Source organism: Banduia mediterranea (assembly GCF_031846245.1).
GTDB classification, from domain to species: Bacteria; Pseudomonadota; Gammaproteobacteria; order Nevskiales; family Nevskiaceae; genus Banduia; species Banduia mediterranea.
In genome coordinates this window covers 90643-104562 of record NZ_JAVRIC010000013.1, presented here as the reverse complement: position 1 = coordinate 104562, position 13920 = coordinate 90643, and the positions used below count along the sequence as shown (strand labels likewise).

The 13920-nt window shown below is 62.3% G+C and carries 11 protein-coding genes, 2 pseudogenes and 1 riboswitch; of the genes and pseudogenes, 7 read left to right on the top strand and 6 right to left on the bottom strand.

Features of this window, described 5'->3' with window-relative positions:
* Window positions 1–104: 104 nt before the first annotated feature.
* Window positions 105–2828 (bottom strand): phosphoenolpyruvate carboxylase, encoded by a 2724-nt coding sequence (ppc, locus tag RM530_RS10590; protein WP_311365197.1) that lies wholly within the window; start codon window positions 2826–2828, stop codon window positions 105–107.
* 112 nt (window positions 2829–2940) lie between these two features.
* Window positions 2941–3018: riboswitch (S-adenosyl-L-homocysteine riboswitch) on the top strand.
* 14 nt (window positions 3019–3032) lie between these two features.
* Between ppc and ahcY the strand changes: the two genes are divergently transcribed.
* The 4 genes and pseudogenes from ahcY to RM530_RS10570 form a co-directional block, all read left to right on the top strand.
* Window positions 3033–4463 carry an adenosylhomocysteinase gene (gene ahcY, locus RM530_RS10585; RefSeq protein ID WP_311365196.1) on the top strand — a complete coding sequence of 477 codons (1431 nt, stop codon included), beginning with the start codon at window positions 3033–3035 and terminating at the stop codon, window positions 4461–4463.
* Complete coding sequence (locus RM530_RS10580) at window positions 4463–4849, top strand: four helix bundle protein (protein WP_311365195.1); 387 nt, start codon at window positions 4463–4465, stop codon at window positions 4847–4849. Before ahcY ends, RM530_RS10580 begins: the two co-directional genes overlap by 1 nt.
* Window positions 4846–5733, top strand: coding sequence for a methylenetetrahydrofolate reductase [NAD(P)H] (gene metF / locus RM530_RS10575; RefSeq protein ID WP_311365194.1), 888 nt, complete (start codon window positions 4846–4848; stop codon window positions 5731–5733). Before RM530_RS10580 ends, metF begins: the two co-directional genes overlap by 4 nt.
* Window positions 5734–5838: 105 nt before the next feature.
* Window positions 5839–6138: pseudogene (locus RM530_RS10570) on the top strand (transposase); the annotation flags it as partial.
* Between the two features lie 451 nt (window positions 6139–6589).
* Here the strand turns inward: RM530_RS10570 and RM530_RS10565 are convergent.
* Window positions 6590–7612, bottom strand: coding sequence for a transporter family protein (locus RM530_RS10565; protein ID WP_311365193.1), 1023 nt, complete (start codon window positions 7610–7612; stop codon window positions 6590–6592).
* Between the two features lie 530 nt (window positions 7613–8142).
* On the opposite strand from RM530_RS10565, the pseudogene RM530_RS10560 reads away from it, so the two are divergent.
* Together RM530_RS10560 and RM530_RS10555 are read left to right on the top strand one after the other, a co-directional pair.
* Window positions 8143–8382: pseudogene (locus RM530_RS10560) on the top strand (IS5/IS1182 family transposase); the annotation flags it as partial.
* A 367-nt stretch (window positions 8383–8749) separates the two neighbouring features.
* A complete protein-coding gene (locus RM530_RS10555) occupies window positions 8750–9295 on the top strand; it encodes a hypothetical protein (protein ID WP_311365192.1) in 546 nt (181 codons plus the stop codon).
* 184 nt (window positions 9296–9479) lie between these two features.
* On the opposite strand, the gene dbpA is transcribed toward RM530_RS10555, so the two are convergent.
* From dbpA to RM530_RS10535, 4 genes are all read right to left on the bottom strand, one after another.
* Window positions 9480–10868, bottom strand: a complete 1389-nt coding sequence (gene dbpA, locus RM530_RS10550) for an ATP-dependent RNA helicase DbpA (protein WP_311365191.1) — start codon at window positions 10866–10868, stop codon at window positions 9480–9482.
* Window positions 10869–11420 carry a YaeQ family protein gene (locus tag RM530_RS10545; protein ID WP_311365190.1) on the bottom strand — a complete coding sequence of 184 codons (552 nt, stop codon included), beginning with the start codon at window positions 11418–11420 and terminating at the stop codon, window positions 10869–10871.
* 33 nt (window positions 11421–11453) lie between these two features.
* On the bottom strand, window positions 11454–12017 hold the full coding sequence (locus tag RM530_RS10540; RefSeq protein ID WP_349256221.1) for a TIGR00645 family protein: 564 nt from the start codon (window positions 12015–12017) through the stop codon (window positions 11454–11456).
* A gap of 176 nt (window positions 12018–12193) precedes the next feature.
* A complete protein-coding gene (locus RM530_RS10535) occupies window positions 12194–12601 on the bottom strand; it encodes a gamma-butyrobetaine hydroxylase family protein (RefSeq protein ID WP_311365188.1) in 408 nt (135 codons plus the stop codon).
* Between the two features lie 235 nt (window positions 12602–12836).
* Here RM530_RS10535 and RM530_RS10530 point away from each other — a divergent pair, with 235 nt between their 5' ends.
* On the top strand, window positions 12837–13601 hold the full coding sequence (locus tag RM530_RS10530; protein ID WP_311365187.1) for a transposase: 765 nt from the start codon (window positions 12837–12839) through the stop codon (window positions 13599–13601).
* Window positions 13602–13920 lie beyond the last annotated feature (319 nt).

The window sequence follows — 13920 nt, the reverse complement described above, 5'->3', positions numbered from 1 at the left end:
AGCGGTGGGTGGGGGGAACGGCCATGCCGCAGGCGATTCATTGTGCAGGGTGGCGCTTGCGCCATGGCCGTTAGAACCTATCGAAGCGCAAAAAGCCACTGCGCTCAGCCAGTGTTCTGCAGTCCCTGAGCCACGCCGTTCACGGTGGCGACCAGCGCCCGCAGCAATTCCTCGTCCTCGCTGCCGCCGTCGCGCCAGCGCCCCAGCAATTCCACCTGAATCAGGGACATCGGGTCGATGTAGGGATTGCGCAGCCGGATGGACTGCGCGAGCCGCGGCTCGCGAGCCAGCAGACGGTCTTCCCGCTTGAGCTTGAGGATCCACTGCTTCGTTCGTTCGAACTCCCCACGGACCAGGGGGAAGAACTCATCGTGGCGACTGCCCGCGAGCTTCGAAAAGCGTTCGGCAATATCGAGGTCAGCCTTGGCCAATACCATGTCGACATCGTCCAGCAAGGTTTCGAAGAAGCCCCAGTCGCGCGCCATTTCCAACAGGCGGTCCTCGCCGAACTCGGCGGCGGCGCGCTCCAAGGCGCTGCCCAGTCCGTACCAGGCGGTCAGCACCGCACGGCATTGCGTCCAGGCGAACACCCAGGGAATCGCCCGCAGTGATTCCACCCCCTTCATGGTGCCGCGGCGTGACGGCCGCGAACCCAGGGTCATGCGCTCGATCACGTCGATCGGCGTGGCCGTGCGGAAATACTCGACAAAGCCCTCGCGGTCGACGAAATCCCGGTAGGCCTCGCGGCCGTACTGCGCCAGCGCCGCCATCGTTTTTTTCCAGTCGGCCTCGCGCGGTTCCGCCTCGCGCGGCCGCATGCTCGCGGTGAGCGTGGCCGAGGCGGACTGTTCCAGCGTACGCAGACCCAGCGCGCGGATGCCGTACTTGCGATGGATGACCTCGCCCTGCTCGGTCACACGCAGCACGCCGGCCACCGACCCCCGCGGACTGGCCATCAGCGCCGGCGCGATCTTGCCGCCGCCGCGGCTGGCGCTGCCGCCGCGGCCATGGAAGAAATTGAGCTGGATTCCGGCCTCCGCCGCCACTTCCAGCAACTCGACCTGAGCGCGCTGCAAGGCCCAGCGTGAGGCGACGATGCCGCCGTCCTTGCCGGAGTCCGAATACCCCAGCATCACCACCTGGCGATCGCCACGCGCCGCCAGATGCGTCCGGTACACGGCATCGTCAAGCAATGCACGCAAGGTCTCCGGCCCATTGCGCAAGTCGTCCACCGTTTCGAATAGCGGTGCGATATCGAGCGGAACCGTTCCGGCTTCATCGACGAAGCCACCCTGCCGCGCCAGCGCCAGCACCGCGAGCACATCGGCCGGCTTCTTCGCCATGCTGATGATGTAGAGGCCCACCGCGGCATGGCCGTAGTCCTTGACGGCACGAGCCATTGCGTCGAACACCGCCAGCGTGGAGGCGGCCTCGGGCGCCGCCGGCCGCGGCGCGCGGGCGCCGCCGGCGGCATAGGCGGCCAGCGTCTGCTGCTGCTCCTCGGCCGCACGCTCGCTCCAGTCCGGATCGCCGAACAGTGCGGCCAGCGCCTGACTGTGCACGCGCGAATCCTGGCGCACGTCGAGGCGCGCCAGATGAAAGCCGAAGCTGCGCGCGCGCCACAGCAGGCGGTTGACGGCGAACCAACCGGCGTGGCGCCCGCCGTTATTCCACAGGCTGGAGGCGATCAGCTCGATGTCACCGATAAACTCATCGGCATGGCCATAGCGCGCCAAGGTGCCAGCCAGCGTCGCCTGCAGACGACCCGCAATCAGCGTCAGCAACACGCGATACGGCATGTCCGCATGGCGCGGCCGGATCGCCGCGGCGATCTCCGGAAGCAGTTCGCGGTAGCGGCCGCTGCGCATCGGAATCTCGGCATCGACCGCGGCACGGTCATCGGTCTGCGACAGCAGTTGCGCCAGATGCCGCACCTCGTCGATATAGCGGCGCAGCGCCTGGGCCCGTTGCGAGCGCAGCGTATCTTCGACCGTCTGCGCATTGACGTTGGGGTTGCCATCCATGTCGCCACCGACCCAGGAGGCGAAGCGCAGCACGCGCGGCAGCGCGCCCTCGTAGCCGTAGACGAGCTTGAGTGCCTGCGCCAGGGATTCATAGAACACCGGCAGCACGCGATAGATCGGGTCCGACAGATAGAAGCTGACGTGCTCGAACTCGTCCTGCACGGTCGGCCGCACCGGCGAGGCCTCGCGCGTCTGCCAGCCCGCAGTCAGCGCCATGCGCAGCTGCGCCCAATCGATTTCGCGTTCCTGCGGCGTGCGGTTGCCGTCGAGGTCGTCGACCAGCGTGCGCACGATTTCCTGCTCCTTCTGCAACAGCGCGCGACGAATCGACTCGGTCGGATGCGCGGTGAACACCGGCTCGATGTCCATCCGCCGCAGCCAGTCCATGAGCTCGTCGATACCGACGCCGTCCGCCTTGAGTTTGGTCAAGGTGGCCTGCAGGCTGTCCGGCTGCGGACGGTTGTCCTGCCGCTGGTAGTCGCGGCGGCGGCGGATACGGTGTACGCGCTCGGCCGTGTTGACCACCTGGAAATAGGTGGAAAAAGCGCGCGTCAGCATTTCCGCCGATGACACCGACAATCCGGCAAGCTGCTTGGCCAGCGCATCCGGCGCCTCGCCCTGCTCGCGGCGCCGGATCGCACCGGTGCGCACGGCTTCGACGTAGGTCAGGAATTCGGGACCGTACTGTTCGGCGAGCATCTCGCCAACCACCGACCCGAGACGGCGTACATCCTCGCGCAGGGGCTCGTCCTGAGGCAGGGTTTCGACGCGACGCAGCGGATCGTTCTGGATTTTCTTGGCCATAGTGGTGAAAGACTAGCAGGCGTCGTGCCGACTCCGTAAGCCAGCTTGCCGGGGCACGCCGGCAACTCCATATCCTCTTATCCGCATAAGCGGATATACTGGCCTCGACTACGCCGCCGAGGGGCGTTGCGACTCGCGCACTGCGAGCCAGGCTCGGCGGCTTTCCATTTGCGAACAGCGCCCGGATCAACCGAGAGTGACAACATGAACGCCGTCATCAAGAACGTTCCCGACGTGGACTACAAGGTCCGTGACATGTCCCTGGCCGAACTCGGCCGCAAGCGCATCCGCATGGCCGAGGAGGAAATGCCCGGCCTGATGAGCATCCGCGCCAAGTACGCGCCGCTGCAGCCGCTGGCCGGCGTGCGCCTGACCGGTTCGCTGCACATGACCAAGGAAACCGCGGTCCTGCTCGAAACCCTGGCCGCGCTGGGCGCCTCGGTGCGCTGGGCCTCCTGCAACATCTTCTCGACCCAGGACGACGCCGCCGCCGCGGTCGCCGCCGCCGGCACGCCGGTGTTCGCCTGGAAGGGCGAGACCCTGGAAGAGTACTGGGACTGCACGCTGGACGCGCTGACCCACCCCGGCATGAAGGGCCCCGAGCTGATCGTGGACGATGGCGGTGACGCCACCCTGCTGATCCACAAGGGCGTGGAGATGGAAGACGGCTCCGACTGGGTCGACGGCCCCGGCGCCAACCACGAAGAGCAGGTCATCAAGAACCTGCTCAAGAAAACCCGCACAGAACGTCCCGGCTTCTGGAAGCTCGTGGCCTCCGAATGGCGCGGCGTGTCCGAGGAAACCACCACGGGTGTGCACCGCCTCTACCAGATGATGGAGGCCGGCAAGCTGCTGGTGCCGGCGATCAACGTCAACGACTCGGTCACCAAGAGCAAGTTCGACAACCTCTACGGCTGTCGTGAATCGCTGGCCGACGGCATCAAGCGCGCCACAGATCTGATGATCGCCGGCAAGGTCGCCTGTGTCTGCGGCTACGGCGATGTCGGCAAGGGCTCGGCACACTCGCTGCGTGGCCTCGGCGCGCGCGTGATCGTGACCGAGATCGATCCCATCAACGCCCTGCAGGCGGCGATGGAAGGCTTCGAGGTCAAGACCATCGAAGACGTGCTGGACTTCGCGGACATCTACGTCACGACTACCGGCAACAAGGACATCATCACCCTCGAGCACATGAAGGCGATGAAGAACAACGCGCTGGTCTGCAACATCGGGCACTTCGACAACGAAATCCAGATGGACCGCCTCAACGCCTCCGGCGCGGTGCGCGACACCATCAAGCCACAGACCGATCACTACAGCTTCCCGGACAGCGGCAAGAGCATCTACGTGCTGGCCGAAGGCCGCCTGATCAACCTCGGCTGCGCGCATGGCCATCCGGCGTTCGTGATGTCCAACAGCTTCTCCAACCAGACCCTCGCGGCGATCGATCTGTGGGAGCACAAGGACAGCTACGAAAACACCGTGTACCGCCTGCCGAAGCGGCTCGACGAGGAAGTGGCGCGCCTGCACCTGGAGCAGATCGGCGTCAAGCTGACCACGCTCACCCAGGAGCAGGCCGACTATCTTGGCGTGCCGGTGGACGGCCCGTACAAGCCGGATCATTACCGCTACTGATGCGTGAGGTGGGAGGCGTGAGGCGCGAAAAGCGGCGTCACCACGAGCTTGAGGTCTGGCGCGATGCGCTGGACCTGGTCGAGATGATCTATCAGGCGTCTTCATCCTTCCCATCCGATGAGCGGTTCGGACTGAGTACGCAGATTCCTCGTGCCGCCGTCAGTGTGCCTTCGAATATCGCTGAAGGCGCGGCCCGCGGAACACGCGCCGAGCTCATTCATTTTCTGCATATGACGCGCGGCTCGCTGTCAGAAATCGATACGCAGTGGCGAATCGCGCGCCGGCTCGGATATCTCGGCGAAGACGAGGCCATCGATGAGCAACTCGATTGCGTATTCGCCAAGCTGGGTGGACTTCTCAACGCCTTGAAGAAACCGGGACCATGACACCTCACACCTCACACCTCACACCTCAGGCGCTGTCATTCAGCTTCGAGCTGTTTCCGCCACGCACGCCGCAGGGGAAAGAAAAGCTGCCGGCGATCATCGGCAAACTCGCGGCGGTGCAGCCCAATTATTTTTCGGTGACCTATGGCGCCGGCGGTTCGGCGCAGGACGGCACCTACGACACCGTGGTCAAGGTGGTCGAGCAGACCGGCGTAGCGGCCGCGCCGCACCTGAGCTGCGTGGGCTCGACGCGCGCGCACATCGCCGAGCTGCTGGACCGTTATCGCGCGGCCGGCGTGAAACGCATCGTCGCCCTGCGCGGCGATCTCCCGGCCACGGCGATGGATGCCGGTGCGCCCGGAGAATTCCGCTACGCCAACGAACTGGTCAGCTTCATTCGCGAGCAGCATGGCGAACATTTCCGCATCGAAGTCGCGGCCTATCCGGAAATGCATCCGCAGGCACCGGACCCGCGTGGCGATTTCGACAACTTCGTGCGCAAGGTCAACGCCGGTGCGCACGCGGCGATCACGCAGTACTTCTTCGCCCCGGACGCCTACTTCGATTTCATGGAGCGTTGCGCCAAGGCCGGTGTCGAGGTGCCGGTGATTCCCGGCATCATGCCGATCCTCAACGGCGCGCAGTTGCTGCGCTTTTCGGACGCCTGCGGCGCCGAGGTACCACGCTGGATACGCCTGCGTCTCGCCGAGTTCGGCGATGACAAGGCCTCGCTGCAGGACTTCGGGCTGGAGGTGGTGGCGCGCCTGGCCGAGACGCTGCTGGCCGGCGGCGCGCCGGGCCTGCATTTCTACACGCTCAACCAAGCCGAACCGACGCTGCGTCTATGGCGCGCCCTGCGGCTGCCGGAACCCTTGAGCCCCTGAAGCAAACTCACAGAGCGCACCTTTGGGCGCCGACTCCACATCGAAACCACAATCTGAACCACGCGCCGCGTGATGCCGACCTACCCCCGCCCGCTTGCGGGAACGATGGATTTGTCCAAGGCCTTCCAGGCCGGGGCTGCGAAGCGCCTGCCGCAGGCGGCGCAGTGCTTTGACCGCTTTCATGTCATCAAGCTGGCCAACGAGGCGGTCGAAGAGGTCCGCCGCCTTGAGGTCAAGAGCCAGCCCGCCCTCAAAGACAAGCGCTGGGGCACGCTCAAGGATCATCGCCGCTGGAGCCGGACCCAGATCGACGACATGCACTGGCTGACGCACTCGAATCTGAAGACTGCGCGCGCCTGGCGGCTCAAGGAAGCCCTGCGAGCCATCTTCGAGACGGCTAAGGACGGCATTGATCCCTTGCGGCTCTATGTCGTTTCGGGTGGAAGACAAGGCCCAGTTTCTCGAGCTGCTGTTGAGCGTCAAGGTCGGCCGCAGGCCGCCCGAAGGGCTTGACCTTGACGCTCGGCGGCAGCGTGAAATGCTCGGAAAAGGCTTGTCGGGCAAGCAGTTAGGCCGACAAGCCTTGACCACGGAGCATTCGTCCTCACCATGATCGACGCAACACACTGAGAAGGGTGTCCAGCACATCAACGGTAACTGCACGCGATGAGGGCACGATTGTTCCACCTGAAATGTCATGGACCCCGACTTGCCACCGCTCTTTGAAATCGGATGGTTCCACTCGAAACAGCATAGATCCGGAGGTCGGAGTGAATAAAATAAATCCAGCCGATCCGCACTTTAACACTTCTTTTATTTACTCCGACCCCTCATTTTATTTTATTTATTGACGGATTCAGGAATTAAGTAACGGATGCACAAAGAACAGGTAAAAGGCATTCGTCTTATTCGCATTTTCGCCGTCAACGGATGTCGCATACTTTAGCATGAGCTTGTTGGTATCGCCCTTGCCGAAGTGGAACTCGACGCCGCCACCGAGGGTTTGCTCCTGACACTTGCCAGAACCATTCAGCACGCCGTGACATGCATAGGTGCTGGGACCCATTCCTCGCACAGCCTCACCAGTGTCGGCATCGCGGGAGGTCTCATTCTTCACCCAAGCATAGCTGACAAAGGGAACCAACCAAGGCTTGACCCTATAGCCTACCTGAACGTTTGCGCTATAGCTGTCGCCGACATGCACTTTGCGGCCTCCATGATACTGATCCCCGACGATCGTATACAGCAGTGTACTCTCAAGGGTGACGTCATTGCGTTCATAGTACATCGGGATGAGGTTGGTGTAGGACCAGAAGTGGTTGGATAGGTCATTTGAACCGAACGGAGCCCCAACCACGCCTAAGTAACCGATCATGCTGTTTGGAGTCGGGTTTATGTATGGGCCACCCAAAAACAGTGGGTCTGCCAGTCCAGTTACCGAGTCGCCGGCGTCATAAATCCGTGCTGATGCATACGGTTGAAAATATTCCGCAATCCAGCCCACGTTGGGCAGCGATTCGAACGACCATACATAGGCAAAACGGGAAATCCCGGAGACCGAATGATCCAAATTGGGAGCGCCACTAGCCGAAGTGGGGCCCTCAAATGTATGACTATTACCATCCCTGTCGTAGAATTTGTCGCTGGACTGCAGAATAGCCGATTGCAGGTAGACTAATGTACCCTCCTTCAAAACGGGCATATACCACTCCGTTGGCGAAATTACATTCAATAGCGGATTGGCTGCCATGCTGGCTGGACCGTAACACAACAATGCTAAGATTGAAGAAATAGAGGCAAGAATAGCCGATTTTTTTATTCGGGTACCAGTGTCTGTAGGCTGGCGCTCGGCTTTCCGGTTTTTGAATTTGATGATCATTTTCTCCTCCTGGGACGATTAACGTAACGGTGCGTTACTCCACTGCGTGAACGGTGCCGCATCTTCCGGCAGCGACGGACAAATGGTGAAATATATGATCTATGAGGGTCTTGCGAAATTCCCGCTGAAATTGGTTTGAGTGCTTGCGCCAGCGGCACGCTGGCCGGCGCGGAAAGCGGCCAGCGCGCTGTGTTTGCTCAGACTCCTTTTTGCTCAGACATCGCCAGTCCTGCTTCGTTGTCACATCCGAGCGCGGCGCACCCGCTCGCCACCGTGATCCGGCTCACGCCCAACGGTATAACCTAGTGGAGAATGCTCAGGAAGGATCGCGCGATGGTCGGTAACGCCCGGCTGACGAACGTCGCAATAAGGGGACGTTGCGCTAGGCAAGCCTGGAAGGGAGGGAAGCTGAGGAAGGAATCTGAAGGCTGAAATCTCTTGATGGAATTCAGGTGGGTGGAAGTCCCGCCCCGGCAAAGGTTAGCCACCAGCCGGTACCGAGTGTTGCGTGGTGCAGGAGCGATCCTGCCCACCTGGACGTGGCCGACGGTCTGATCCCGATCTCGGCGGTGCTCACCTCGGCCAGCGTGCACGACTCGCAGCGGGCGATCCCGTTGGCGACGATGAGTGCGCAGCGCGCGACCCACCTCTACGACCTGATGGATGCCGCCTGCTGCAGCCCGATCCTGCGCGCGCACAGTCAAGGCATGGGCCATGTGCCGTTGATCGATCACAAGCCGCGCCGTGGCGAGAAGATCGAGTTCGCGCCCCATATGGACACTTCTTGACCATATTGATCTCCGGATTTCAGTCAAAGGCTTCCGGATTGGACTCAACTTAACCAGCACGTGGCTGGCGCAAGCACTCAACCCAACTTCAGCGGGAATTTCGCAAGTCCCTCGACTGAACTGATAAGGGACTAATAGCTGGTTTCCGATCTGCGCGCGGATTTGCGGGGTCAACCGACCGGCACCGGCCACGTTACCGTAAGGTGTTCAGTCCGCCCAAGCCGGTTACGCACTGGTGCGGCCGATTCGAGCGATTCACCGGTTCCGGCCGAAGTGAAATGAAAATTTCAAATAGAGAGCCAAGCTGCGATCGGAACCCAAACCCAAAAGGACTTCAGCGAGGAACCCCATGAAAATGACTTATATTGCCAACGCCGCCGTGATCGGCATGCTCAGCATGAGCGCCGCTGTGTCAGCGCAGGATGCGGCGATCAGCGCCGAAAATCAGGCGGATGCCCAGATCAATACCGAAGGCTCGGTGCAGCCGGCGGCCAATGCCCAGGCGGGCCTCGGCGTGCGTCTAGGCGGCGGCCAGGGTCTCGGCGTGGATCTCGGCGGCAGCGGATCGGTCGAAGGCCGTGGCTCTGTCCGCAGCGCCGTCGAAAGCGGTGTCGATCACGGTCGTAGCACGGCATCCGGCACGCTGAGCGGTGGCAGGGCGGCCATCAGCAGCTCCGTCGAGACCGGAAAGTCCACCGCCGTGGAGGCTGGCGCGAAGAGCAAGGCCGCTGTCGGCTCCACGCTCGGCGGTGTCAAGACAGGGGTATCAAATGCAGCCGCCGACAGCCAGACCGCCGTTTCGACGCGTGCGGAAACCCTGCGGAAGAAGGTTCCGAGCGTCGCCGTCGATGCAGATGCCTCGGTTAACGCGGATGTGGGCGTCGACGCGAAGTAGTTTTTTGCGTCAGTCCGTCGCCTGAAAAGTCCCCGACGTGCTTGTCGCGTCGGGGACTTTTTTTGACCGATCAAACGGCGTGATCGCCTCGGTTTCGCTCACGACAAGCCGGAATTCGCGCGAGAACCGGACGTCGCCTGGATTCCGGTCAAGCCTTCGGCCTGTCCGGAATGACAAACGCTCATCATTGGATGGGCCGCACGCGCGGCTTCTTTCCCTTGATGCCGTGTTCGCGCAAACGTGAAAGCGCAGCGTTAGCCTTGCTGCGCTCGACCGCCACGTAGCTGCGCGTCGCCATGATGTCGATACGGCCGACATCGCTGCTCGACAGACCGGCGTCGCCCGTCAGGGCACCGAGTATGTCACCGCGGCGCATTTTGTCGGAACGGCCGCGATCGATGCACAGCGTGCGCATCGGCGCCTGCAGGGCAGAATTGGCGGTGCCTTCGACCAGGGACGCCTTTTCCCATTCAATGCCACCCGGCACTCGCGGTTCGATCGACTTGAGCCGTGCCGATTCGCGCGGTGAACACAGGTGCAGCGCCACCCCTTCGGCGCCGGCACGGCCGGTACGGCCGACGCGGTGTACATGCACATCCGCATCCGGTGAAACCTCGTAGCTGATCACCAGCGGCAAGGCTGGAATGTCCAGGCCGCGCGCGGCCACGTCCGTGGCCACCAGCACGCGGCAACTGCCGCCGGCGAAACGCAACAGCACCTCGTCGCGATCGCGCTGTTCCAGATCGCCGTGCAGTGCCAGCGCCGAATGGCCGCTGCGAACCAGATGATCCGCCACGCTGTCGGCATCGCGCCGTGTATTGCAGAACACCAGCACGGACGAGGGTTGGTAGCGGCCCAACAGGCGTTTCAGCAGGTCGTTCTTCTGAGCCAGCTCGATCTCGAAGAAGCGCTGGCGCACCGATACGGGTGCCTCGTTCACGGTCACTGTCAGCGGATCGCGTTGCAGCCAGCCGCTGACTGCGCGGATTTCCGGTGGAAACGTGGCCGAGAACAGCAGCGTCTGCCGCGAACCGGGCGTGTGCGAGACAATGCCGCGTATCGCCGGCTCAAAGCCCATGTCGAGCATGCGGTCGGCTTCGTCCAGTACCAGTACGCGGATCGCGCCGAGATCCAGCGTGGACTTGCGCAGATGGTCCTGCAGGCGCCCAGGGGTGCCCACCACGATCTGCGGCACATGGGCCAGCGAGGCCAGCTGCGGGCCGACCGAACGGCCGCCGGTCAGCGTCAGCAGCTTGAGATTCGGCGTGGTGCTGGCCAGCCGGCGGATCGCATTGGCGACCTGATCGGCCAGTTCACGCGTGGGGCACAGCACCAGCGCCTGTACCTGATTCAGGCCCACTTCGATACGCGACAGCAGGCCCAAGCCGAAGGCTGCGGTCTTGCCGCTACCGGTACGCGCCTGCGCGATCACGTCCCGACCCTCCAGCATCGGTGGCAGGCTCTGCGCCTGCACCGGCGTCATTTTGGTGTAGCCGATGGCCTGCACGGCCTTGAGCAAGGCGGAAGCGAGCGCGAGCTGCGCGAATTCAAAGGTGCCGCCGTCAGTGGACATTTATTGAGCTGATTGAGCGAGACCTTGCTCCGAAAGCAGCGTCTCGAAAGCCTGACCGTTCAAATCAAGATACAGCTGTCGCTCGGTCACCGACAGCGACAGACTGTTGCGGCGCTGCAGCGTCTTGGCCAGCGACTCCGGAAATCCGCGCTCGAAGGAATACAGCGGAATGGATTCGGCGCGATGAATACGCTTGCCCGCGCACTGGGCGATCACTTGCGCGGGATCGCGGTGGGTGTAGATCGCCATGTCGGCCGCGACCTTGCTGCCGCGATGAATCCGATCGGCATCCGGCTGGCCGACCTCGATCCAGCCGGTGATCTGGCCAGTGAGATCGCGCACCAGGATCGCCGGTTCGTCGCCGGCGGATACGCCTTCAGTGAAGGCGATGCCTTCCCGATACTCCAGGCAATACGCCAGCAACCGCGTCAACATGAACGCCGGCGTCTCCGAAGGATGCTGCGCCACACGCAGTTCCAGGCTTTCGTAAACACCGCGATCCACATCCGCGAGCTGCACCGCAAACTGGAAGATGGTCGAACTCAGCGCCATCGGCGCGTTCCGGTCTGCTGATCCGCGAACGGTTCAGTGCGCGACATGGACCGGCTTGGTGGCGGCCGTTGCACTCATGATGCGGTCGGTCCAGGCAATGCCCAGCGCGGACAGGATGAAGGCGAAATGGATGATCGTCTGCCACATCACACCAGCCTCCGTCACCGTGGTGCAGCGCACGCCCGCCGCCACCTCGGCGCAGATCGGCAGACCGCCGAGCGAACCGGCCTCGATGAAGGTCTTGAGCAGATGAATCGAGGAAATGCCGATGATCGCCATCGCCAGCTTCACTTTCAGCACCGAGGCATTCACATGGCTCAGCCACTCCGGCTGGTCCGGGTGCCCCTGCAGGCCCAGGCGCGAGACGAAGGTTTCGTAACCGCCCACGATCACCATGACCAGCAGATTGGAGATCATCACCACGTCGATCAGCGCCAGCACGATCAGCATCACTTCCTGCTCGCTGAAGGCAAAGGCGCCGTGCATCAGGTGCCAGAGCTCCTTCACGAACAGCACCACGTAGACGCACTGCGCCAGAATCAGGCCCAGATACAGCGGCAACTGCAGCCAGCGTGAAGAAAAGATCAGAGTCGGCATCGGGCCGAGCGACTTCGGTTTGGTCAGGGACACGGGAGCGGATTCCAGGGTGCATCGGGCAGGCGCCGATTCTACAAGACCATCGTGGCACTCCGGTGCCCGGTGATGCCGATTATTTGGCCCGGCCCATTGTGGAGCCGGAGCGTCGCACAGAACTCATCTGTTATTCGATGGCCTCAGGCCTTGGGTGGCGTCCACTTCTTCGGGCCGAGCGCGGACAGGCTCATCACGTCCCGGTCGCGCGACATGCCGTGATCGGCCATGCGCGCCAGATAGTGTTTCCAATTGCTGTCCTGCTCCTCGGCGAGTTGCCGCAGCACCTCCCATGAATACAGGCCACTGTCGTGGCCGTCGTCGAACATCAGGCGCACCGCGTAGGCGCCGACCGGTTCGATCCGTGAAATATTGATGTTGCGCTTCCCTGGCACAAGCTTGGGTTCACCGCCGCCATGGCCGCGAACCTCGGCGGACGGTGAAAACACGCGCAGGTATTCGCAGGGCAGTTGCGCCGTCAATCCGTCAGCGAAGCTGACATCGAGAACGCGCGACGCACGGTGGAGTTTGAGGGCAGTGACTTTAGCCATAGCCAGACAGTCTCGCGCAAAGATGCGGCCAGGCAAAGTGGCACGGAGCAAGGCGGCGCGGAGGCAAGGCGGCAATACCCAGGTTGTAAGCCTTGGTTGAACGAAGCCGCTACGCGGCAGGAACGACGGGACAAGAAAGGCTCTTGTGCAGTTGTATGAGGTAGAAAAGGGATAGCCGCCCGACGCAAGTCCTTGTAAAACGAAGGTCGTCTAAGCTTTCGAGTACAGGGAACAAATGAGAGCGACTATCCCAGTGGGGATTGTTGGGCTGCGTGGGCAAGTGGTCAATGCGGTGACCGTGGAAAGCGACGGTGTGATCGGCGTGTCGTGCCATGTGATCCAGCGTGGACATAACCGTGAGCCTTGCTTCTACGCGCCGGAAGATTTTCGCTATTACCTTCAGTGCCTGCGGGAAGCTTGCCTTAAGCATGAGGCGGCGGTTCACTCTTATGTCCTGATGACCAATCATGTCCATCTGCTCATCACGCCGACGGACAAGGAAGGCATTTCCCGTGTGCTGCAGGCCGTCGGGCGACGCTACGTCCAGTATGTCAACGCTTGTTACCGGCGCAGCGGCACGCTCTGGGAGGGCCGGCACAAGGCCAGTTTGATCGATACCGAGCACTACCTGATGGCGTGCTGTCGCTATATCGAGCTCAATCCCGTCAGGGTCGGAATGGTACAGAAGGCTGCGGACTACCCATGGTCAAGTTTCAAAGCCAATGCTCATGGCAAGGAAGATCAGATCACTCGGCCGCATCACGTCTACTTGGCTCTCGGGGCGAATGACGTTGAGCGCCAGCAGGCCTATCGCGGATTGTTTCGCCATGCGCTGGAGCCGGCTCACATGCAGCGCTTGCGGACGGGAATCAATTTATGCGTGCCTGTGGGCACTGACCGGTTCAAGGCCCAGATTGAACGGCAACTCCAGCAGCGAATCAGTTACAAGCCGCGTGGAAGACCGAAGAAGGAGAAGGTCGCGTCCGACTCACCGGCGTAGCAACGCTCGACGGGTTGCCTGATTTGTTTTATTCACTCCGCGCCCCCTTATTGCTCCTTCGGGACGCCTGCCGCAGCGGCGGTTACTACGCGCTTATTGCTCTTTTTGTCGCCGGTAGCCACCGGTTCCGGCAGGCGCACCAGAGCGGCTTATTCGGCGGCGACTCCGCTGACGGTGCACAACGAGCGGTTCATTTGTTTCGTCTGCTGACGATCCGAAATGGCACACCTCATGCGTGTACGAACCCATCCATCAACGATGCACCACAATCGAGCGTGGCGTTGCTAAGATGATGGTTCGCGCCTGTTCTGTGCGCATC